Annotated in this window: 23 protein-coding genes; 7 read left to right on the top strand and 16 right to left on the bottom strand. The window is 68.7% G+C overall.

Translation table 11 applies throughout. The features are described 5' to 3' along the window. Positions 1-47: 47 nt before the first annotated feature. Complete coding sequence (locus tag ACRC20_RS16245) at positions 48-815, bottom strand: phosphatidylserine decarboxylase (protein ID WP_438687415.1); 768 nt, start codon at positions 813-815, stop codon at positions 48-50. A 35-nt stretch (positions 816-850) separates the two neighbouring features. After that, positions 851-2,098, bottom strand: a complete 1,248-nt coding sequence (locus ACRC20_RS16240; RefSeq protein WP_438687414.1) for a molybdopterin molybdotransferase MoeA — start codon at positions 2,096-2,098, stop codon at positions 851-853. Positions 2,099-2,229: 131 nt separating this feature from the next. On the opposite strand from ACRC20_RS16240, the gene ACRC20_RS16235 reads away from it, so the two are divergent. After that, entirely contained in the window at positions 2,230-2,403 is a 174-nt protein-coding gene (locus ACRC20_RS16235) for a hypothetical protein (protein WP_438687413.1), read from the top strand. A gap of 131 nt (positions 2,404-2,534) precedes the next feature. On the opposite strand, the gene ACRC20_RS16230 is transcribed toward ACRC20_RS16235, so the two are convergent. The 3 genes from ACRC20_RS16230 to ACRC20_RS16220 all read right to left on the bottom strand — a co-directional run bounded on the left by ACRC20_RS16230 (position 2,535) and on the right by ACRC20_RS16220 (position 4,802). Then, positions 2,535-3,257, bottom strand: a complete 723-nt coding sequence (locus ACRC20_RS16230; RefSeq protein WP_438687412.1) for a L,D-transpeptidase family protein — start codon at positions 3,255-3,257, stop codon at positions 2,535-2,537. Between the two features lie 26 nt (positions 3,258-3,283). Continuing rightward, on the bottom strand, positions 3,284-4,051 hold the full coding sequence (locus tag ACRC20_RS16225) for a L,D-transpeptidase family protein (protein ID WP_438687411.1): 768 nt from the start codon (positions 4,049-4,051) through the stop codon (positions 3,284-3,286). Between the two features lie 205 nt (positions 4,052-4,256). After that, complete coding sequence (locus ACRC20_RS16220; protein WP_438687410.1) at positions 4,257-4,802, bottom strand: hypothetical protein; 546 nt, start codon at positions 4,800-4,802, stop codon at positions 4,257-4,259. Between the two features lie 225 nt (positions 4,803-5,027). Between ACRC20_RS16220 and groL the strand changes: the two genes are divergently transcribed. Both groL and ACRC20_RS16210 read left to right on the top strand, forming a co-directional pair. Continuing rightward, complete coding sequence (gene groL, locus ACRC20_RS16215) at positions 5,028-6,653, top strand: chaperonin GroEL (RefSeq protein WP_438687409.1); 1,626 nt, start codon at positions 5,028-5,030, stop codon at positions 6,651-6,653. 65 nt (positions 6,654-6,718) lie between these two features. Further along, positions 6,719-7,210: a hypothetical protein gene (locus ACRC20_RS16210; RefSeq protein WP_438687408.1), complete on the top strand. Its 492-nt coding sequence runs from the start codon at positions 6,719-6,721 to the stop codon at positions 7,208-7,210. Between the two features lie 31 nt (positions 7,211-7,241). Here ACRC20_RS16210 and ACRC20_RS16205 read toward each other — a convergent pair whose 3' ends face one another. After that, positions 7,242-7,994: an ABC transporter permease gene (locus ACRC20_RS16205; RefSeq protein ID WP_438687407.1), complete on the bottom strand. Its 753-nt coding sequence runs from the start codon at positions 7,992-7,994 to the stop codon at positions 7,242-7,244. 89 nt (positions 7,995-8,083) lie between these two features. On the opposite strand from ACRC20_RS16205, the gene ppk2 reads away from it, so the two are divergent. Then, positions 8,084-8,986, top strand: a complete 903-nt coding sequence (ppk2, locus tag ACRC20_RS16200; protein WP_438687406.1) for a polyphosphate kinase 2 — start codon at positions 8,084-8,086, stop codon at positions 8,984-8,986. Between the two features lie 4 nt (positions 8,987-8,990). Here ppk2 and ACRC20_RS16195 read toward each other — a convergent pair whose 3' ends face one another. The 6 genes from ACRC20_RS16195 to ACRC20_RS16170 form a co-directional block, all read right to left on the bottom strand. After that, entirely contained in the window at positions 8,991-9,362 is a 372-nt protein-coding gene (locus ACRC20_RS16195) for a DUF4873 domain-containing protein (protein WP_438687405.1), read from the bottom strand. Positions 9,363-9,405: 43 nt separating this feature from the next. Continuing rightward, positions 9,406-10,467 (bottom strand): 2Fe-2S iron-sulfur cluster-binding protein, encoded by a 1,062-nt coding sequence (locus ACRC20_RS16190; protein ID WP_438687404.1) that lies wholly within the window; start codon positions 10,465-10,467, stop codon positions 9,406-9,408. Between the two features lies 1 nt (position 10,468). Then, a complete protein-coding gene (locus ACRC20_RS16185; RefSeq protein ID WP_438687403.1) occupies positions 10,469-11,557 on the bottom strand; it encodes an AurF N-oxygenase family protein in 1,089 nt (362 codons plus the stop codon). Between the two features lie 166 nt (positions 11,558-11,723). Next, positions 11,724-12,752 carry an AurF N-oxygenase family protein gene (locus ACRC20_RS16180; protein ID WP_438687439.1) on the bottom strand — a complete coding sequence of 343 codons (1,029 nt, stop codon included), beginning with the start codon at positions 12,750-12,752 and terminating at the stop codon, positions 11,724-11,726. Between the two features lie 109 nt (positions 12,753-12,861). Then, positions 12,862-13,728, bottom strand: a complete 867-nt coding sequence (locus ACRC20_RS16175) for an SDR family NAD(P)-dependent oxidoreductase (RefSeq protein ID WP_438687402.1) — start codon at positions 13,726-13,728, stop codon at positions 12,862-12,864. A gap of 25 nt (positions 13,729-13,753) precedes the next feature. Next, entirely contained in the window at positions 13,754-15,313 is a 1,560-nt protein-coding gene (locus tag ACRC20_RS16170; protein ID WP_438687401.1) for a flavin-containing monooxygenase, read from the bottom strand. Positions 15,314-15,518: 205 nt separating this feature from the next. Between ACRC20_RS16170 and ACRC20_RS16165 the strand changes: the two genes are divergently transcribed. The 3 genes from ACRC20_RS16165 to ACRC20_RS16155 all read left to right on the top strand — a co-directional run bounded on the left by ACRC20_RS16165 (position 15,519) and on the right by ACRC20_RS16155 (position 17,792). Further along, a complete protein-coding gene (locus ACRC20_RS16165; protein ID WP_438687400.1) occupies positions 15,519-16,205 on the top strand; it encodes a TetR/AcrR family transcriptional regulator in 687 nt (228 codons plus the stop codon). Positions 16,206-16,290: 85 nt separating this feature from the next. After that, a complete protein-coding gene (locus tag ACRC20_RS16160; protein ID WP_438687399.1) occupies positions 16,291-16,845 on the top strand; it encodes a hypothetical protein in 555 nt (184 codons plus the stop codon). Positions 16,846-16,898: 53 nt separating this feature from the next. Beyond that, on the top strand, positions 16,899-17,792 hold the full coding sequence (locus ACRC20_RS16155; RefSeq protein ID WP_438687398.1) for an alpha/beta fold hydrolase: 894 nt from the start codon (positions 16,899-16,901) through the stop codon (positions 17,790-17,792). A gap of 11 nt (positions 17,793-17,803) precedes the next feature. Here ACRC20_RS16155 and ACRC20_RS16150 read toward each other — a convergent pair whose 3' ends face one another. The 4 genes from ACRC20_RS16150 to ACRC20_RS16135 all read right to left on the bottom strand — a co-directional run bounded on the left by ACRC20_RS16150 (position 17,804) and on the right by ACRC20_RS16135 (position 21,810). Then, a complete protein-coding gene (locus ACRC20_RS16150; protein ID WP_438687397.1) occupies positions 17,804-18,136 on the bottom strand; it encodes a WXG100 family type VII secretion target in 333 nt (110 codons plus the stop codon). Between the two features lie 8 nt (positions 18,137-18,144). Next, entirely contained in the window at positions 18,145-18,789 is a 645-nt protein-coding gene (locus ACRC20_RS16145) for an LppA family lipoprotein (protein ID WP_438687396.1), read from the bottom strand. Between the two features lie 3 nt (positions 18,790-18,792). Beyond that, positions 18,793-20,592: an alpha/beta hydrolase gene (locus tag ACRC20_RS16140; protein ID WP_438687395.1), complete on the bottom strand. Its 1,800-nt coding sequence runs from the start codon at positions 20,590-20,592 to the stop codon at positions 18,793-18,795. A 147-nt stretch (positions 20,593-20,739) separates the two neighbouring features. Next, positions 20,740-21,810 (bottom strand): nucleoside hydrolase, encoded by a 1,071-nt coding sequence (locus ACRC20_RS16135; protein ID WP_438687394.1) that lies wholly within the window; start codon positions 21,808-21,810, stop codon positions 20,740-20,742.

The raw sequence follows: 21,810 nt of genomic DNA, 5'->3' as shown, positions 1-21,810 counted from the left end.
GGGCAGCAGGCGCACGCCGGGGCGCAGCGGGCGGGAGGCGGAGGCGCTCACCGGGAGCTCCTGCGGCGCGCCGGGGCGGGCGCCGCGAGCGTGGCCAGGGCGGTCTCGCCCGCGACCGCGCGTTGGCCGGCCTTCACGAGCTGCTTGGTCCCTGCGGGCAGGTACACGTCCACGCGCGAGCCGAACCGGATGAGGCCGTACACCTCGCCCCGGCGCAGGTCGCTGCCTGCTGCGGCCTCGCAGACGATGCGGCGGGCCAACAGGCCGGCGATCTGGGTGACGACCAGGGCCTTGCCGGTCGCGGACTCCTGGACCACGATGCTCTGGCGCTCGTTGCGCTCGGAGGCTTCCGGGCGCTCGGCGGAGGTGAACGTGCCGGGCCGGTACTCGGACGCGAGCACCTTGCCGGACACGGGCGCGTGCTGCACGTGCACGTCGAAGACCGACAGGAAGATGCTCACGCGGGGCAGCGGCTCGTCGCCGAGGCCGAGCTCGGCGGGCGGCGCGGCCGTGTCCACGAGGCTGACGCGCCCGTCGGCGGGGGAGACGACGACGGCTTGGTCGTCGGGGGCGACGCGGGCCGGGTTGCGGAAGAACACCGCGCACGCGGTTGCGGCGGAGAGCCCGCCTGCGCGCAGCGCCCGCCCGAGCCGTCCGGGGAGGAGGAGGCCGAGGCCTGCGGCGCCCAGCCCGCCGACGATGAACGGGTAGCCTGCGGGGTGCGGCTGCGGCAGCGTGGTCTTGACCAGGTCGAGAAAGCGCTCAGCCTCGGCCTTGGGCCCGGACGCGCCCGCCGGATGAGGGGGTAATGCCATGGTGAGCAATCATACGGCGCGTCGGCGGCGCGGAGTTAGCTCAGATCCCAGACGTCGACTTCCGCGCCCTCGGGGAGCGAGACGACGTCGGCGGGGATGTCCACGAGGCAGTTCGACAAGGCCATCGAGCGCAGGAAGTGCGAGCCGGGCGGGCCGAACGGCGACACGCTCGCGCGGTCCTCGGCGAGCACCGCGCGCAGGAACTGCCGTTTGCCCGAGGGGGAGCGCAGCACCGGCTCGGCGAGCGGGACCCGCAGCCGGGGCTGCGGGGGGCGGCCCATGGCGGCGGCGAGCGGCTCGCGCAGGAACACCTCGAAGGAGACTTGGGCGGAGACCGGGTTCCCCGGCAGGGCCACGATGGGGACGGATTGGCCGTCGCCGGAGCGGTAGAAGCCGCAGCCCTGCGGTTTGCCGGGCTGCATGGCGACCGAGACGAATTCGACTTTGCCGAACTCAACATTGCCGAACTCGGCCTCGCCGCCGGAGAACGCCTGCTTGACCACCTCGTACTCGCCCGCCGACACCCCGCCGGAGGTGAGGACGAGGTCCATCTCGCCCAGCTCGGCGAGCGCCTGGTCGATCCGGGCGCGCAGCTCCGCGACGTCGTCGGGGACGAAGCGGAGCTGGTGCGCGATCCCGCCGATCTCCTCGACGGCGGCGGCGAGCATGGGCGCGTTGGACTCGTAGATCCGCCCCGGCGCGAGCGGCTGCCCCGGCGCGGTGAGCTCGGAGCCGGTGGAGAGGACGAGCACCTGCACCGGCGTGAAGACCGGGGCCCGGGCGAAGCCGAGCGCCGCGAGGAGCCCGATCTGCGGGGCGCGCAACCGGACGCCCGCGCGCAGCGCGACCCCGCCCAGTTCGAGGTCTTCCCCGGTTCTGCGGATATGCGCGCCGGGGGAGGTCGGCGCGTGGGCGCGCACGAACTCGTCCCCCCGGTCGGTGGATTCGAAGGGGAGGATCGCGTCCGCGCCCTGCGGCAGGCATGCCCCTGTCATAATTCTGTGGACACTCTGAGGCGCGAGCGGGACGCTCGCGACGCTGCCCGCCGGGATGTCGGCGGCGACGGGGAGGAAGACCGGACGCTCTTCGCTCGCCTCCGCGAAGTCCCTTGCGCGGACCGCGTATCCGTCCATCGCGGAATTATCAAAGGTCGGAAGGGGTATCGGGGCGACGACGTCCTCGGCGAGCACGCGCCCGAGCGCCAAGTCGAGCCGCAGCGGGAGGGACTTCGGCGGGCGGATCAGCTCAGCGACTCGGCGCTGGTGTTCTTCGACGGATCGCATGCTCCGAGCCTTCCACACAAGAATTGGTGAGGACTTTCTGAGGGTATGGTAAAGACCACTTCTTTCCTGGTCTGGGGGCAGTACAGTTGCTCGTGTCAGGACAAACCGGACCGAAGGAAGGAGCAGGGAAGATGAGCCGTCAACTGAAGATCCAACATCTGGACCTCAGCGATTGCAGCGCGGAGGAACTGGAGGAGTTCGAGCTGACGCAGTTCCTCGCCACTGGCCTGTGCGACGAGCACCAGGGCAGCACGGACGACATCCTGTCGGCGATCGACCAGCAGGACCTTCCCCACGCCTCGTAACCGCCTCGCGGTCCGACCAGAGCGAGCTTTCATAGAGCTAGCCCCTGGACAGACTTAGTTTCGAAAAAGGCCGAGCCCCCGACATCGCGTCGGGGGCTCGGCCTTTTTCAGTCTCTTCGGGCCTGTTCGGCTCAGGCTTCGACATCCGAGGCGGGGCCGGGCGGGGTGGCAGTCCCCTGGCGCACGGCGATGACCGCGCCGGGCCGCAGCCACGTGAGGATTCCGCGCAAGTCTGCTTTCTCCATCGAGACGCAGCCTTCGGTCGGCGCGCCCGCCGCCACATGCAGGAAGTACGCGTTGCCCGCGCCGGGGATCCGCCGGGGGTTCACGCCGATGACCACGGCGAGGGAGTACGAGTCGTCGTCGAGCTGCTCGCTCGCCTTCTCGTCGAACGAGCAGGAGCCGGGGGCGCAGGTGGCGAAGCTGTTGTAGAGGGGGCTCTTCACGTCGCCGACCCACCAGTCGTTCGGCCCGGTCTGCCGGTAGGGGATCGCGGTCTGCGGGGCGGCGTCGGTGCCGAACGCCTCGGACAGCGAGAACACGCCGACAGGGGTCGCAGGCACGTCGTCCTGGACTTTCTGGGTCAATCCGGCGGCGCCGATCCAGCCGGGCATGTCGCTGGTCGTGTCTGTCCAGGCCCCGCCGGTCTTCTCCCACGCCTCCACGACCGCTTGGCCGGAGTCGTCGCCGGTGACCGCGACCACTTGTGCCGCGCCGCCGACCCAGCCGGTGAACCAGGGGGACGGCGCGACCGACGGGCTCGCGGCGGCGTGCGGCGCGAGCGGCCCGCAGCACACGGCGACCAGCGAAGCGACCGCAGGGACGAGCGAGCGGCGGCTCCGGCTTTCGATCATGCCTTTTATTATGCGCCCCGCCGCTCTCATGCGCGGCGGACTGCGATGACGGCCCCGGGTTTGAGCCAGGTGATGAGGTTGCGCAGCGCGGTCTTGTCCATCGAGACGCAGCCTGCGGTCGGGCCGCCGCCCTGCACGTGCAGGAAGAACGCGCCGCCTGCCCCTGGCTTGCGCTCGGCGTTCACGCCCATGACCACGGCGAGGGCGTATTCCGGGATCGCGAGGCGCTCGCTCTCTTTCTCGTTGAACGGGCAGGAGCCGGGGGCGCAGGTGGAGAAGCTGTTGTACAGGGGGCTTTTCATGTCGCCGACCCACCAGTCGTTCGGCCCGGTGTGGTGGAACGGCAGCCCGGTCTGCGGGGCGGGGTCGGTGCCGAACGCCCATGGCAAGGAGAAAACCCCCGCAGGCGTCGCGGGGTAGCCGTCTTTGGACTGGTCGGCGATGCCCGCGGAGCCGACGAAGCCCGAGAGCGGGCCGGTCATGCTCCACCATTGCCCAGCGCCATCCGCTCCAGGGAATTTGCCCCAGACCTCCACGTTCGCGCGACCGGACTGGTCGCCGGTCACGGCGACGACTTGCGAGGCCCCGCCGACCTGGCCCGAGAACCACGGCGGCGTCGCGGCGAGCGCCGGGGCGGCTGGGGCGGAGGGGGCGGGCGACAACTGGACAAGGGGCAGCGGGGCGAGGACCGCCGCGACGGCCACGGCCGCGCGGAGCAGCCGCCGAGCCTGGCGGCGGCGCTTCGGGCGCCCGGTCGCTCCGGCAACTTCTGCCTCAAAATTCCCAATAGTCACATGAGTATCGTCAAGTTTGCCGCGCCGCACGTCAAGCCGCCGAAGCGTGTTCGTCATAGCGGCGAGACCGGGCCGAGACGTCGTGCGGGAGGTTTCCGCCCGCGCTCCCGCCCCCGGCGGCTGTCTTCTCATCGTTGGGCGCGAGACGCGGCGGAGTCAACCCGTGGGGGCCGGTTCGTCACGGCGGCGTGACCGATTCGGGATGCTAGCGCGGGGCGGACGTGCCCCGTCGTTTGCTCGCGCGGCCGCGGTCGCCCAGGTCGCGGCGGCGGCTGGCGGGCCCGGACGGGACGTGCCGCTCCTCGGGGAGCCGGGTCGTCACGAGATGGCGGCGCAGGTCGAGGACCAAAAGCGCGAAGAGGGCCAGCCAGGCGATCAGCGCGACGGCCAGCGCCAGGCGGGCGACCGACTCGCTCGGCTCCACCCCGTCGGCGCCGAGTCCCGCCAGGTCGGTCCACCTGGAGCGCGTCGCCGCCCGGTACGACCAGTACCCGTCGCCCGCGCCTTCGGCGGCGAACAGGCCGAAGACGAAGAGCCCGAGCCAGGTCGCGAGCTGGGCCCAGGCCATCCCCGTGGCCAGCTCGCCTTTTCTGCGGAAGCGGGCCATAGCCATCAGCGTGGACGGCAGGAGGCAGGTCAGGGGAAGCATGAGGAAGACGAGCGCGGACCACCCCGACGAGGCGGCCCAGAGCAGGAGCGCGACATTCATGGGGAGCGTGAGCTTGCCGACCGCCCATCGAAACTGTTCCATATGCCAATACTAAACGGTAGGAAGCGCGGCGTCGCGGCGACCGCGGCCCGATTCGTCCTTGCACTCGTGCTGGTCGAGTGCTAACGTGGCTTTTGGCACTCGTGAACTGCGAGTGCTAGGCCGGTATGGCGAGGTCAGCACAGGACACGGCTGGCCGTCCGTCGCGGGCGCTACGCCGGCCGCCTGAAGAACGTGTCACCCCCGACTATGGAGGATCACCACGCTATGGCCAAGATCATTGCGTTCGACGAAGAGGCCCGTCGCGGCCTCGAGCGGGGCCTGAACGCCCTCGCCGACGCTGTCAAGGTAACCCTCGGCCCCAAGGGCCGCAACGTTGTGCTCGAGAAGAAGTGGGGCGCCCCCACGATCACCAACGACGGCGTTTCCATCGCCAAGGAGATCGAGCTCGAGGACCCCTACGAGAAGATCGGCGCCGAGCTGGTCAAGGAAGTCGCCAAGAAGACGGACGACGTCGCTGGCGACGGCACCACCACCGCCACTGTGCTGGCCCAGGCCCTCGTGAAGGAAGGCCTGCGCAACGTGGCCGCCGGAGCGAACCCGCTCGGCCTCAAGCGCGGCATCGAGAAGGCCGTGGAGGCCGTCACCGCGCAGCTGCTGGCCTCTGCCGTCAAGGTTGAGACCAAGGAGCAGATCGCCGCGACCGCAGGCATCTCCGCCGGCGACCCGGCCATCGGCGAGCTTATCGCCGAGGCGCACGACAAGGTCGGCAACAACGGCGTCATCACCGTTGAGGAGTCCAACACCTTCGGCCTGCAGCTGGAGCTCACCGAGGGCCTTCGTTTCGACAAGGGCTACATCTCCGGCTACTTCGTGACCGACCCGGAGCGCCAGGAGGCCGTCCTCGAGGACCCCTACATCCTGCTCGTCTCCGCGAAGGTCGCCACCGTCAAGGACCTCCTTCCCCTCTTGGAGAAGGTCATCCAGGCAGGCAAGCCGCTCGTCATCATCGCCGAGGACGTCGAGGGCGAGGCCCTGTCGACCCTGGTCGTGAACAAGATCCGCGGCACCTTCAAGTCCGTCGCCATCAAGGCTCCGGGCTTCGGCGACCGTCGTAAGGCGCAGCTGGCCGACATCGCCATCCTCACCGGCGGCGAGGTCGTCTCCGAAGAGGTCGGCCTCTCCCTCGAGACCGCTGGCCTCGAGCTCCTCGGCCGTGCTCGCCAGGTCATCGTGACCAAGGACGAGACCACGATCGTCGAGGGCGCTGGCGACTCCTCCGCTATCGCGGGCCGGGTCGCGCAGATCAAGGCGGAGATCGAGAACACCGACTCCGACTACGACCGTGAGAAGCTGCAGGAGCGTCTCGCCAAGCTTGCCGGTGGCGTCGCCATCATCAAGGCTGGCGCTGCGACCGAGGTCGAGCTCAAGGAGCGCAAGCACCGCATCGAGGACGCCGTCCGCAACGCGAAGGCTGCCGTCGAGGAGGGCATCGTCGCCGGTGGCGGCTCCGCCCTGCTGCAGGCCGCCCCGGCCCTTGAGGGCCTCGGCCTTGTGGGCGACGAGGCGACCGGCGCGAACATCGTGCGCGTCGCGCTCGAGGCTCCGCTCAAGCAGATCGCCTTCAACGCAGGCCTTGAGCCGGGCGTCGTGGTCGACAAGGTGCGCCACCTCCCCGCCGGGCACGGCCTCAACGCCGCCACTGGCGTGTACGAGGACCTGCTCGCCGCTGGCATCAACGACCCGGTGAAGGTGACCCGCTCCGCGCTGCAGAACGCCGCGTCGATCGCGGGCCTCTTCCTCACCACCGAGGCCGTCGTCGCCGACAAGCCGGAGAAGGCCGCCGCCCCCGCTGGCGACCCGACCGGCGGCATGGGCGGCATGGACTTCTGAGTCCGACCGCCTGAAACGCAGAAACCCCCAGCTTCGGCTGGGGGTTTCTGCGTTTCAATTTGGTTTTGACAAATCAGCTGACGGGCGACATGCTGGGCCTCATGGACCGTGGTGGGATATTTTCGCGTCGTCAGGTGCTCTGGATCTGCGTGGGGTTCATCCCCGTCGGGGCCTTGGTCGCCCTGCTCGCCCTGGTTGTCGCGGGGAAACCCGAGCTGGGCGGTTCGGGCAGAGACTACTTCGGCCAGTCCGAGGCCAAGATCCATTGGCTTGCGGTCGGGTGGCTCGCGATCAACGCTTTCCGGGTGTTCCGGTTCCAGCTCCAACCGGTGCGCGGCGCGCTGGCGGTGGTGCTGCGGATCCTGACCACGCTCGGCGGCGCCGGGTTGATCGCGGTGATCTATTTCGCGGTGCTCAGCGGCGAGTTCGATATGCGGCAGGGCGCGGTCCTGCCCGCGCTGTTCATCATTCTTGGACCGGGCTTGCTGCTCGTCCAAGCGGGTTTTGTGGCCTACGCGGCGATCTTGTCGCGTCGGGCGCCCGCCGTCTCGAACTGACGGCGACAGCGCGGCTGGCGCTGTTTCCTCGTCACAGTCGCCCGTCGGCGATCAGCCATGTGGTCGCGGCGACGGCGACCGACTGCACGGCGAGGATGCCGATGAGGACGAAGAGCTGGACGACCCCGGCCTGCCAGGCGCTGGCCCCGGCCAAAAGGGTGCCCGCGAACGCGCCGGGGATCGTCACCAGCCCGGTGGTCTTCGCCTGGTCGATCGCCGGGCCGAGCGACGTCGCGGCGGCGGGACGGCAGATCAGCAAGGCCGCGTCGCGGGGGGCGAAGCCAAGCGCCAACGCCGCTTCGACTTCGCCCGCCCGAGTCCGCAGCTCGTCGCGCGCCCGTTGCCCCGCGAGCGATGTCGCCACCATCGCGTTGCCCGCGAGGATGCCTGCGACCGGGACGACGGCGAGCGCTTGGCGCGGCACGATCCCGGCGGCGACCAGCGTCCCGACGAGGAGCAGTGCGGGCAGCACGGCGGGGAGGAGGCAGACGGCCACCGTCTGGAGCCTGCGCTGTGCCGTCGGGCGGATTCTGCGCGCCGCCGTGTACGCGGCGGCCAGCGACATCACGGCGAGGAAGGCGAAGACCAGTGCGCCGTGCGCGACGAGCGCCGCGAGCACGACGGCGAGCGCGCCGAGCTGCGCTGCCGCTCGCAGCGCGGCGGCAAGGATGCCGCGCGCGTGCCCGAGCTGCCCGAGCGCGCTGGCGCCCATCGCGAACAACACCAGCAGCACGAGGGCGACGGCGAGCTGCGGCCCGATGGCCACGAGCGTCGAAGAGGTCACCCCGAGACAGTAGCCCCCCGGGCCGGGGCGAAGCCGGCTGTTCACCGGTCGTTCACCCCGCCGCCGCTGGTTGCGGATACATTCCCCGTGTGACCGAAGCTTCCGCAGCGCATGCCCACATCCACGTCGACCTCGCCGACACGAGCGGCTTCACGGTCGCGGACGACGAGGACGACCCGCAGCTGCTCACCTTGGACGGACGGTCGGTGGACACCTGGCGCGAGGGGTATCCGTACGACGAGCGGCTGGGCCGCCAGCAGTACGACGAGGAGAAGCGCCTCCTGCAGATCGAGCTGCTGAAGCTGCAGCAGTGGTCCAAGAAGACCGGCCAGCGCCACGTCATCCTCTTCGAGGGCAGGGACGCGGCTGGCAAGGGCGGGACCATCAAACGGTTCATGGAGCACTTGAACCCGCGCGGGGCCCGCGTCGTCGCGTTGGAGAAGCCGAGCGAGCGCGAGTCGACCCAGTGGTACTTCCAGCGCTACGTGCAGCACCTCCCCGCCGCGGGCGAGATGGTGTTCTTCGACCGCTCCTGGTACAACCGGGGCGGCGTCGAGCGGGTGATGGGCTTTTGCACGCCAGGCCAGCACGCCGAGTTCCTGCGCCATGCCCCGCTGTTCGAGCAGATGCTGGTCGAGGACGGCGTCAGCCTGGTCAAGTTCTGGTTCTCGGTCTCCCAGCTGGAGCAGCGCACCCGTTTCGCGATCCGCCAGGTGGACCCGGTGCGGCAGTGGAAGCTGTCGCCGATGGACCTCGCCTCGCTCGACAAGTGGGACGCCTACACCGCCGCGAAAGAAGAGGTGTTCCGGTTCACCGACCTCGCGGGCGCGCCGTGGATCGTGGTGAAGAGCAACGACAAGAAACGCGCCCGGCTGAGCGCGATGCGCTACGTCTTGAGCAAGTTCGAGTACGAGAACAAGGACCACGAGGTCGTGGGCCAGCCCGACCCGCTCGTCGTCGGCAGGGCGGCGGACCTCCTGGGCGGGGAGTAGGCCGTCAGGCCTCGGCCCGCTGCGCGGCGATGAGCTGCGCCTCGTGCGCCGCCGCTTCCGCGTCGGCCTCTTCGGTCGTGGACGGCAGGTGGAACGGCGGGCGGCTGCGGCCTGTCACGCGGTAGCGGTCCCAGAAGTCCAAGTCGTCGAAGACGGCCTTCGCCCTGCCGTGCTCGGTGACGAGGAAGCCTTGCGCCCGCTCGCCGACGAGCGCCTTGATCCCGGCGTCCGCCTTCACCCGCCCGTACCATTTGTAGCGGCCGTCGGAGAGGGACTGCAGATGCCCGCGAAGGACCACCTGGACCGGGACCGAGCTGCCGTCGATCTCGATCTCGGCGGGCCCCTCGTAGGCGTGCTCGGCGTGCTGGTCGATCATGTGCGAAGTCCCCTTGCTCGTGTCGGCGTCGATGGTCGGAAGGTCACTGGTCGAAGGCGATGATCACTTCGTCGGTCTCCGGCACCGCCTGGCAGGCGAGGGTGAGGCCGAGGCGGATGTCCTCGTCGACGAGCGTCTCGTTGCGCAGGAGGCGCACCTCGCCGTCGACGACGCTGCACACGCAGGAGCTGCATTCGCCCTGGCGGCAGGAGTACGGCACGTCCATGCCGCGTTCGAGGAGATGGTCGAGCAGAGGGGTCTCGCGGTCCCAGGAGAGCACGTGCTCCCCGTCGTCGAGCTGCACGGTCACCCGGGCGGGCGGCAGGTCGGAGGCCGGGCGCGCCACGACCGGCGCGAAGGGGTCGTTGTCGAGGGAGAAGTAGACCTCCCGGTGCACCAGCACCGGGTTCACCCCGGCCTCGGCCGCTCCGGTCCCGACCGAGTCCATGAACGGCGCGGGGCCGCACATGAAGAGCCGCCAGCTGCGTTTGTCCGAGACGAACGCGGCGAGGTCCGCCACGGCGGGCAGTCCGCGCTCGGACTCCAGCCAGTGCGTCAGCGCGAACCGCTCGGGGAACTCCTCGGCGTACACCGCGAGCTGCTCCGCGAAGATGACCGACTCCTGGTCGCGGTTGGCGTAGAACAGGGCGATCCGCCCGGAGCCTGCGGCGAGCGCGGATTTGATGATCGAGATGACCGGGGTGATCCCGCTGCCCGCCGCGAAGAACACCATGTCGTGGTCGAAGGACTTCGGGTAGAAGACGCCTGCGGGGGGCAAGAGCGGGACCGACATGCCGGGGGCGGCGTTGTCGCAGATCCAGTTCGAGGCGTATCCGGCCGGGGTCCGCTTCACGGTGACCATGAGCTCGTTGTCGTCCAGATGCGGCGAGCTGCAGAGCGAATAACATCGGGCGACCGACCCGGTGCGCTCGCTCGGGATGCGCAGGGTCAGGTACTGGCCCGGCCAGTATTTGAACGTCTCCGCCAGGTCGTCGGGGACGGGGAAGACCAGCGAGACGGCGTCCTTCGTCTCGCGGACGACCTCGGAGACCGTCAGCTGGCGGACGTGCGAGCCCAGCTGCGGCGCGTCTGCGGCGGCGGTCATCTCAGGCCCCCACGAGCCAGCGGACGGCCCGGCCTGCGAGCGAGGGCGTGCGTTCCTTGCGGGGCCTGCCGACGACTTCCTCGTAGATGTCGTCCGGCAACGCCCGCGCGACCCTCCAGATCCTCGTCGTGAGCCAACCCCTGATCAGCCCGGCCTCGTGGAAGTAGCGGACCATGGGCTCGCACATGAACTGGACGTTCTCGCTGTAGTTCCGCCCGAGCTGCACGGCGAGGAATCCGCGGAACGCGGACATGCCGATGGCCCGCCGGTAGAGGCCGGGCCAAAACGTGAGCGGAGCCACGAGCGAGGTCGCGAGAGCGATGAGCACGCGGTCCAGCCCTTGCCGGATCCGGCCTGCGGCCTGGTAGCTGCGCACCAGCTCCTCGCGGGCGAAGGTGATGTGCCGTGCTTCTTCGAGCACATGGATCTTGAAGACCTGGCGCAGGTGCGGCTGGATCTCCTCGTCGGGGACGGCTTCGCGCTGCAACCGGTCGAGGACCTCCTCGAAGAGCAAGGTCCAGCCGAAGGACCAGGCCCCGAGAGGCAGGAGGCTGATGACGCCCATGACCGCCTTCGTCACAAACCGGGGGAACAGGGTCGGCTCGACCCCGATCTTGTTGACGGCGCGGGAGAACATGATCGAGTGGCGGGTCTCGTCGCCGATCTCGGTGAGCATGTAGCGGGTGCTGTCGTCCACGAGCGTCCCGTCGGCGATATTGCGGTACAGCATGACGCTGAGCACCCCTTCGACGAGGATGCCGAAGCTGAACACCCGCACCATTTCATGCTTGCCGAGCTCGACTCGTTGCTCGGGGGAGAGCTTGTCCCAGATGCGGGTGCCGTACAGGGTGAGCCGGTGCGGGGGGTAGAAGAGCTTCTCGTCGAGCCATGGCTCGTCCCAGTCGATGTCCACCTCGCCGTCGTAGCTGCGCTCCACGGCGGAGCGCAGCAGCCGCGCGGCGGTCTTGTCGCGGTCGCCGATGCGCTTCGCCCGGGTCTGCGAGGCTCCCGAGGCGATGAAGCCCGCGCCCCTGTCCTGCGCGATTTTCTGGGCGGATATGTCGGTGTGCGGACCGAGGGTGCTGGTCATCGCGGTCTCCATCTGTGCCTGAGCGGGAACTGTGCTGTTTACAAAACGATGTATTTGTAAGGCGATTCTAGGCTCGGTGTGATCTGGAGCGCAAGGTGAAAACGTGCTCTTTGACAGTGTTTTGCGACCTCTCCGACTTCTCTTTGTGGCATGGATCACCATATGCTCAAACCCCGACCGCGCTCGCCACGAGCCGTTTGAGCCGGGAGCCGCTGGTCGACGGCGGCGCGCCGAAGATCTCTTCGTGCAGGTCGTCAGGCAAAGCGCGGGTGGCTTTCCACACCTTGGCGGTGACCCTGCCCGTGATCAGCCCGACCTCGTGGAAGTAGCGGACCATGGGCTCGGACGCGAACGTCGCCCGCACCCGGTAGTTCGGGTTGAGCTGCGCGACGAGGGCCCCGCGCAGCGGCGACATGCCGAGGGCGCGGCGGTAGACCTGTGGGTTCGCCAGCGCGGGGAGCACCCCGGCGCACATCACGGCGAGGACGAGGCGGTGGAAGGCTTTGCCGAGCCGGTTGGACGCCTGGTAGCTGCGCACGAGCTCCTCGCGGGCGTAGGTGATGTGCCGGGCCTCTTCGAGCACATGGATTTTGAAGAGCTGGCGCAGATGCGGCTGCACCTGCTCGCTGATCATGGACTCGCGCTGGAGGCGGTCGAGGACCTCTTCGATGAGCAGCGTCCCGCCCCAGGCCGAGGCGCCGAGCGGGATGAGCTGCGCCCCGACGCTGAGGATCCTGATCAGGAACTTCGGCTGCCGGTAGGGCTCGACGTCCAGCTTGTTGATCATCCGGGAGAACATCGTGGAATGGCGGGTCTCGTCGCCGATCTCGCTGAGCAGGTAGCGGGTGGCGTCGTCCGCTAGCTTGCCCGTCATGAGCTTGCGGAACAGGACGGCGCTGAGCCCGGCCTCGGCGAGGATGCCGAAGCTGAGCACGCTGGCCATCTCGTGCCGGGCCAGGTCGCTGCGCTGCTCGGGGCTGAGCTTGTCCCAGATGCGGGTGCCGTAGAGCGAGAGCCGGTGCTCGGGCCCGAACGTCTTGCCGTCGAGCCATGGCTCGTCCCAGTCGATGTCGACCTCGGCGTCGTAGCTGCGCTCCACCGAGGCGCGCAGCAGGCGCGCCGCCGTTTTCTGCCGGTCGCCGATCCGTTTGGCCTGGGTCTGCGAGGCGCCTGCGGCCACGAAGGTGGCCCCCATGGACTGCGCTGTGTCCGCCGGTTGCGAGAGGGTGTTCGTCATCGTTGTCATCCGTTCCGGTGCTGTTGGTGCTGTTGGCTGTGTCGGCGAAACCGCGCCGAGGGGCGGTTCAGAGCCGTTCGGCGAGCCGGGTCGCCAGGGGCGTTTGCGCCAGCCGGTAGGCGAGCGGGCCGAAGAATCCGACGATGTCCTGGTAGCGGGGCCCGATCAGGCGGGGGATCAGGTCGAAGACCCTGGCGTCGGGGCCGATGAGCACGCGGGCCCGGTCGCGCTCGACCCCGCGCAGGATGACCTGGGCGGCCCGTTCGGGCGTGGTCATCGTGATCCGCTCGAACCCTTTGGCCGCGATGTCGGGCGTGATCGATCCGCGCGAGACGCCTCGGGCGTTGCGCACGATGTTCGTCCGGATGCCGCCGGGGTGCACGCATGTCGCGCTGACCGGGGACCGCGCGATGCGCAGCTCCTGGCGCAGCGCCTCCGTGTAGCCGCGGACTCCGAACTTCGCGGCGTTGTACGCGGCTTGGCTCGGCACGCCGATCAGGCCGAACACGCTGGAGATGTTGACGACGTGGCCCTCGCCCGCCTCGACCAGCTTGGGCAGGAACGCTTTGGTCCCGTTGACGACCCCGCCGAGGTTGACGCCCATGAGCCAGTCGTGGTCCTCCCAGGAGGTGTTGAGGATGTCGCTGCCGAGCGCGACCCCCGCGTTGTTCACGACGAGGTTCGCCGCGCCGAAGTCGCGCACGACGTCCTCCGCGTGCGAGTGGAAGGCCTCGCGGTCGGCGACGTCGAGCCGGTAGGGGATTGCTTTGGCCCCCTCTTTCTCGCAGAGCAAAGCCGTCTCCGCGACGTTGTCGAGGTCGATGTCGGACAGCGCGAGCTGCGCCCCCCGCTTGGCCAGGCCGACGCCGAGCGCCCTGCCGATGCCGGATCCGGCTCCGGTGATGACCGCGACGCGGCCCTGGAAGTTTCGCATGCTGCTCCTTTGGTTTCGGGTTGTTTCAGGCGTTTGCCGGTTGCGGGCGGGCGGCCCCGCGCGCCGGGACGGTGGCGAAGTCGAACTCGGCCGCGTCCACTTTCCGGGTGCGCAGCCAGTACTCCCAGGTGAATCCGGGCCAGAGCGTCCAGTTCCGGCCGTGCTCGTCGACGTACCAGCTCTTGCACCCGCCGACCGACCACACGGCGGTGGCGAGCTTGCGTTGCACCTCGTCGTTGAAACGGGCCTGGGCGGCGGGTTTGGCGGCGAGGCTCGTCGCTCCTCGCGACTCGGCCAGCCGCATCGCCTGGACCGCGTAGCGGATCTGGGCTTCGATCATGAAGACGATCGAGTTGTGCCCGAGGCCGGTGTTGGGGCCGAGCAGGATGAACGCGTTCGGGACTCCGGCGACCGTGACGCCGAGATGGCCTTGGATCCCGTTGGCCGCCCAGCGCTCGTGCAGATCCTCGCCGCCCGCGCCGAAGAGGCCGACCGCGCGGTAGGACCCGTCGACGCTGAAGCCGGTGCCGTAGACGACGACGTCCGCCTCGCGCCTGGTTCCGTCGCGGGACACCAGTGTGTTGCCCTCGACGTGGTCGATCCCGTCGACGACCACCTGGGTCTTCGGGTTGGCCAGGGCCTTGTAGTAGGTGTCCGAGCCGAGGAGCCGCTTGCAGCCGGGCGTGTAGCGCGGCGTGACTTTCTCGCGCAGCGCGGGGTCTTTGATCTGCGAGGCGATGTAGCGCCGCCCGAGGAAGGCGAGGCCGTTGAGCAGCGCGGGGCGGCGGTTCATCGCGTATGCGCCGAGCTCGGCAGTCCAGTAGATCTGAGCGCGCAGCGCTCGGTGGGCGAGCGGCACGCGCCGGAACAACGAGCGGACGGCGGCGGGGATGGGGACGTTCGTCCTCGGGAAGACCCAGGGCGCAGTGCGCTGGTAGAGATGCAGCTCGGCGACCTTGTCGACGATCTGCGGGACGAGTTGGACCGCGCTCGCCCCGGTGCCGACGACCGCAACCCGTTTGCCCGCAAGATCGACCGAGTGGTCCCATGCGGCGGAGTGGAACGCCGGGCCCGCGAAGCCTTCGATCCCCGGCAGCCGTGGGATCGAAGGGACGTGCAGCGCGCCGACTCCGCTCACCAGGTACCGGGCGACGTACTCCTGCCCGGAGGCCGTGGCGACACGCCAGGTGTGGGTCTCGTCGTCCCAGCGCGCCCCGGCCACGGTCGTGTTCAGGCGCAGATGCGGGCCGAGGCCGTGCCGGGCGGCGACGCCTTCGAGGTATTCGAGGATCTCGGGCTGGCCGGACCACAGCTTGCTCCAGCCCGGGTTCTGGTCGAAGGAGAAGGAGTACAGGTGCGAGGGCACGTCGCAGGCGCAACCGGGGTAGGTGTTGTGGAACCAGGTGCCGCCGACGCCGCTTGCCTTCTCCAGGACGACGAAGTCGTGGCGGCCCTCTTTCTGGAGCGCGATGGCCATGCCGAGTCCGGAGAACCCCGCGCCGATGATGACCGTGCCGGTGCGGATCGGCTTCCCCGCGCAGCCCTCGGACAAGGACGGCGCGGGGCCTGCTGCGTCAGATCTCATAGGTGCGCCCTTCGTGAGACGGATCCGTGGTGTGGATCACAATGTAACTGAGACCAACGGTAGCGCATACCATCGGTCCGAGAAAGAGTAGGTGTCGCATGTATCACATTTGCATGGAAAGTGAAATAGATCACTTCGTATGACGAGGGATGGCCGACGTCCGAACGGCCGCGGCTGCGACGGCTGTCGTGGTAGACATGGTGCTATGGCCGATCGGAGAGCGACGCGATGGGACAGCCATCGCGCTCAGGTGCGGGCAGAGCTGGTCGAGGCGGCGTTCCGCGCCGTCGACCAGCTCGGCCCGGACGTGAGCATGCAGGAGATCGCCGCCGAGGCGGGCAAGCCCAAGCCGACGCTGTACCGGTACTTTGCGGACCGGGGCGAGCTCTTCGAGGCCGTCGCGGACCGGGTGAAAGAACTGATCACCGAGCGCGTCGTCGTGCTCCCGATGAGCAGCGCGCCCACGGCGCGGGAGCTGTTGAGGCTGGGCCTCACCGGTTACGCGGACCTGCTCGCGGCGCATCCGAACGTGTTCCGCGCGCTGATGAACGACATGCTGCTCGGCGGCGGGGCGAGCCGCGTGCTCGACAACGGGCGCCTGCTCGCCTCTGAGATCGCCGCGATGCTCGGCGACGTCGGCGAGCAGATCGGCGGGCCGAAGGACAATGTCGAGCTGCCCGCCGCCGCCATCGTCGGCGCGGTCGCGGCGGCGGCCGACTGGTGGATGAAGGACGGCGTCCCGAAGACCTCGGTCGAGCAGTTCGTCGCGCAGCTCGAAGCGGTGCTGGCGGGCATGGTGGAGGCCACGGCCAAGGCGGAGGGCTTCATGTTGGACTTCGACGCGCCGCTGTACGCCTTCGCGAGGCCGTTGGCCGCGAACGGCCATGGGTGACGGGCGCCGGAGCGGGCCCCGCGTTGTATCCTGGTCGTGAGCAAACGACGTTATAGCTGGCGACGCTGACCGAGAAGGACGAAAGATGACCCAGGACGACTCGTGGACGGTGCCGTACGCCGACCTCGAAGCGATGCGCGAGGCGGCGGAGGCGGGCAAGCGCAGGGTCTGGCCGTGGGTCGTGGTCGGGGTCGTCGTCGCGCTCGGCCTGTCGGCAGGCGCGGCCGTGCTGTTCTGGTTCGCCAACGACTCTTTGGACGACTTGCGCGCCAACGGGAAGATCGGGCAGCGGGTGTACCTGCGCGCGCACGCCTACGCGGAGCCGGGCGCCGCGAACACCCCGGAATCGGCCCAGGTCAAATACACCGTGGTCCATCACCTCGCGAACGAGGGCCAGCCGCAGGTCCAGACCTTCGACCAGGTCGTCCAGCTGCCGTGGGAGCCGTCCGCGCAAGGCTCGGTCGTCGACTTGGAAGGCTCGCTCGTGGAGATCACCCTTGTGGTCAAGGTCCCGCACAAGAGCAACGGCAACCTCGCAGGGCCGACCTGCTCCCTGAACGTGGACAACGACGTCCTGGACAACAAAGCCGCCGCAGGATACGGCGACGAAGTCACCTGCCACTGGCGCTTCGCACAATGAACATGGTCTCCGAGTGAGCCCGACGAGACAAGAAGGATAGAGAGGCACCGGCTATGCGCATCCGTCGCATCGACCTCACCCACGAGGCGTACACGTACCTGCGGATCTTCGAGTCGCAAGACAACCCGACTGCTCCGGTCCTGGTCGTGGCGCCCGGCTACGGCACCCCGGTGGCCGCGCTCGACAAGTTCGCCTTCAGCGTCCTCGAACAGGGGATCCAGGTCGTCACGTTCGATCTGCGCGGGCAGGGCGCGAGCAGGCCCCGGCCGAACCCGTTTCGCAACTGGGGGTGGAAGCGCCACATCCAGGACGACTTCCCGCAGATCATCGCCGAGGTCCACGAGCTGTTCCCCGGAGCGCCGGTCTACCTGTTCGCCCACAGCCTGGGCGCGCACCTCGCGAGCTTGTACGTGTCGCAGCACCCCGGCGAGGTCGACGGGCTCGCCATGCTCACCACCGGCATCGCGCACCGGCGGAACTACGCCAATAAGCTCCACGCCGAGATCGTCTCCCTCGGGGTCGTCGGCATGAACTTCGGAGCCCAGGTCTTCCGGGTCTACCCCGCGGCCTTCGCCCGGTTCGACGGCGGCTACGGGCGCCAGCCCCGCGGCATGCTGTGGGACTCCAGCAGGGTCATCCTCACCGGCAAGTTCCAGCCGTCGCGTGTCGAGTTCGACGCGGAAGAGGCGATCGGCGAGATCGCCGTCCCCGTCCTCGGCGTCACGATCGAGGCGGACTACATCGTGCCGCCCAAAGTGATGACGGAGTTCCTCCGCCTGTTCAAGGGCACGGAGCCGAAACAAGAGCACATCAAGAAACGCCTCGGGCACGCCGGTTGGATCGGACGGCCCCAGGCGCTCGTCGAGGTCATCGCGCCGTGGGTGAAGGCGCAAGAGGCCGCGAAGGCCTCGCCCGCGCTGGAGAAGCCCTCAGCCGCGTCGTTGTAGGAACGCGGCCGCTACCGGCTCGTGAGGCCGAGAGAGTCTGCGTTCGTGTTGTCGGTGTGCTCGTAATGATTCACGGCGTGGCCCACGTTCTCGCTCGCTGTGGCGAGTGAACCGGTGGCGGCTTTTCCCCGTGCGGTTTCGAACTCGGCGTAGGCGGCGTAGGCTGCGGCCGAGCTGAGGCCGTGCCACGCCGAAGAAGAGGTCTCCAACGCTTGGTCGCTGCTGGCGAGTTTGGCCGTGGCCTCTTCCGCGAGGTCGTGCAATTGGCCCGCCCCGGCGCGGAGCTCGTCAAGGCTCACAGCCACTTTCGGCCCCGCGCCTGCGGGTTGCTCGTTCGCTGACATCGAAGCTCCTAGCTCTTGCCCGGCACGGGGATGTTGCGGCTCGTGTACCAGTCCTCCATCAACCGGCATGGTGTCTTGCCTCTAATGGAGGCTTCAACTGCTGTACCGATCCTGATCTCTCCTCCGTCCTCGGAGGAGAACACTATGTCGTGGTTCTTGGCCGCGTCCTGGTAGGCGACCTTGTCTGTCATCCCAAGGAACTCCGCGTCGGCGCGTGCGATGGCGACCGCTTGGGGCCACACATCCTCCGGGATCGCGCTTTCGAAACCGGCTAGGCGAGTCGCGAACCGGGTGACCCGCGTGTCTGCGGCCTTGTCTTGCGGGCAGCCGACATTGCCCTGATCGTACTGCCATTTCCAGGTCAGGCCGGGGACGAGCGCGGCGATCTTGTCGGCGGTCTTGGCGATGGCGGCCTCAAGCTCTTTCGCCGCCTGCTGGACGCTGCCTTTGTCCCGGTAGCGCTCCTCGAACGCGGGGACGTCGCTCTTTGCCATGTGTTGCGGCTCGTCGTCCATGCCTTTCAAGCCCTCCAGAAACCGATACGCCCCGATACCGCACGCGACCAGGACCGCGACGAGCAAAACAGCCAGGCCAGTCCAGAGCCATTTCGCGTGCCGTTTGAACCAGCCCCGCTCATCGACCGGATTCGCCATAGGTCATTTTCCTTTAACTGTGAGGTCGGGGCGACCGTCTTGACCAGTCATCCCGGCGACGATCACAGACATGTTGTAGCCGGGCATGCGCAGCTGTCCATTGCTGCTCCGAGGATAGTCCGAGTGCCCGGACGCGCCATCATGGTGCACCGTCGTACCAGGAGCCGCGTCGCCGGTCGTGTCCCCTGCCTGGGCGGACAACTGGGTGAACCCTGGGATCTCAGTAGGATTCGCGCCGTAACGTCCCGTGTAGTCCGGCACCTTTTGGATCGGGTCGTCGGGGGCCTGCATGTCGTACGCGTGCCCCACAGGGACCGGAAGCTGGTTCGCGGAGTCCAGATTCAAACCAGGAGAGCCGTAGAACACCGCGTTCTCCACGATTCCCGACGAGGTCTGCTGAAGCGCGAGCGAAGTGGTGAGCGATCCGTAGGAGTGCCCGAGGGCAGTGATGTGCGGGCTCGTGCCGGAGTCGCCCGACTCAGGGTGCCACGCGGCGCTGAGCCCCTCGTAGAACGACGACAAGTTCGCCGCCCCAACCTTGGCTTTCGCCTCGCTCGAAACCTCAGACGCGCCACCAGGCTCGTCCAGCACACCACCTGGGCCAACATTGTCGAAGCCGTCGCCGAACGGATTCATGTGGGTGGCATCAATCTGAGCCTGCGGCGGCTCGTACCCGACCCACGCAATCGTAGACACGGTCTCGTTCCCATGGCCATTGTTCTTGAGAACCTGTTCTGTCTCGGCCTTCAGATCGCCCGCTTCTCTGGTCATGCCCCCGATGCTGTGCTCAGGAGACGAGTTCACACCAGGAGCGGTGACCGCGATGTGGTCTGCGGTGTCCGGGTCGCCCAATGCGATGGCGGCACGCCCGCGCTCACCGTAGTCCGGGTCCAAAACCAGGAGCTTCGCGCCCGGATTGTCGTTCAACGCGCGCTGGACGGCCTTCGCGCCCTCCAGCCGCCGCTGCGCGTACCACAAGTCCGAATCCGTGTTGCTGAACGTGCCATGCCCGAACTCGTTGTCCTTCTGCTTTTGCAACCGGTCAACCTCCGCCTGCAACCTCGCGATATCACCCGGCAGCATTGTGCGGTTCGCCTCGTCGCGAGCTGACGAGGGCACCCCGTCAAGGTTCCCGACCCACTCCGGGTGCATGCTCTGCACCCACTGCCGCTGCTCTTTGGTCAGGTCGTTCCACCATGCCGTGTTGAAATCCGGCGACACGGGCTTCCCGTTCTCGCCCTTCGGGGGCTCGGCCACCCCAAGAGTGCCTTGTGCCGCTCCTGCGAGCGCCGCCGTCGTCTCGTTGCCCGTACCCGCTGCCGCGATCTCCCCGCTCGCGGCCTTCTTCAGAACCTCGCCCGCCTTCTGGTCGAGCCGGTCAGCGTCCAACACCAACTCGTACGCCGCGTCCCCGATGACCACGGCGCGGTGCCGTTGCGCGTCGTCCGGATGCGCCCCGTCCTGGAACATGACCTTCCCATCGTCGCCCAGTTTCGCGCCGATGGACGCGGCCTGCTGCTCCAGCTCGCGCAGCCTCGTTTGCAACTGTTGGAAATCGGACGCCAGCTCAAACGCTGCCTGATGGACAGCCGACACACGCGCAACATCGTCAAGCAGGCTCTTGTCAGTGTTCTGGAAACTGCTCGCCGCCGCGTCCTTCGCCGCCCCCTGCCACCCTGGGAACTGCGTGATCTTCGCGAACTGCGCCCGCGCCTCCTCGAACGACGACGCGCGCGACGCGAGACTGGTCGCCAAATCTCCCAGCCCTGAGGTGTCCACACCCCGGACATCTGCCAGATTCACCGCCGCTTCCTCTCGTCCTTATGGGCGGGAAGTGAAGTCCTGCCAGTCCGTTCTGTCGTGCGCCATCCCTGTTGGCATGGGAATCTACATACTCGGGCCGGGCTCCGCAGTCCGGAGATACCGCGAGGTTGCCTGACAGCGTGGGTTTCAGAGCCCGCGTAGGAACGCGGCGAGGCGGGGGATCACCCGGTCGAAGAACGCGCCGGGGTCGGCGGCGACCGCGACCGCGGCGTTCGGCTCGCGCCGCCACTTGCCGGACCAGTCCGCCACGGTCATGCCCCGCGTGATGAGCCCGAGCAGCTCCACGTCCACCGCCGCAGTCGCGGTCAGCGCGATCTCCGGGTCGATGGCGATCTCAGCGGCGAAGGGGTCGTGCATATGCGCGATGTACTCGTCGCCCTGGTCGTGGTGGAACTCGAAGTAGAAACGGGTGGCGTCCTCCAAGAGGCGCACCAGCGGGTTGCGCGCCGTCGAGCGCTTGCCGCGCGGGTCCTCCGGGGACATCGCCGGAGCGGGGGCGCCCTCGACCAGCTCGACGAGCTTGCCGAGCCGCTGCGGGGTCAAGACGATCCGCTCGGTGAGGTTCAGTCCGCAGACCACCGGCAGCGCGACAGGCTCCCCGCCGGACATCGAGGCGGCTCCGCGCTCGATCGCCTCGGACCATGCGTCGAAGACCTCTTTCGCGGCCTCCGGGTCCACGTGGATGTTCCACTCCGCCGCGGGCGTGGTGTTGCCCGGATGGTCGAACGCCCCGCCCATGATCACGAGCCGCCGCAGGAGCCGGGGCAGCTCGGGCTCCGCCCGCAGCGCGAGCGCGAGATTGGTGAGCGGTCCGGTGACCAGCCCGACGAGCTCGCCCGGGCGGGTCCGCGCGGCCTCGACCCAGGCCTCAGCCGCGTCGTGCGGCGTGGTCCAGGCCTGCGCCTCGTCCAGGGCCGCGTAGCCGAGCCCGCAGCCGCCATGGGTGTCGTCGGCGATCTCGAACCATTCGCCGGGCGCGAGGCGCAACGGGGTCTCCCTGCCTTGGGAGACGGGGATGTCGGTCCGTCCGGCGAGTTCGAGAACGGCGAGCGTGTTGGCGCACACCTGGTCCACCCGGACGTTCCCCGCCGTGCACCCGACACCGACCAGGTCGGCTTCGGGGTGGGACAGCACCGTCAGGAGCGCCCACGCGTCGTCGATCCCGGTGTCGACGTCGGCGAAGATGGGGATAGCCAT

It is taken from the genome of Segniliparus sp. (assembly GCF_051660745.1).
Classification (GTDB): domain Bacteria; phylum Actinomycetota; class Actinomycetes; order Mycobacteriales; family Mycobacteriaceae; genus Segniliparus.
The sequence above is the reverse complement of the archived record's forward strand: the minus strand, read 5'-3'. Positions and strand labels throughout refer to the sequence as shown.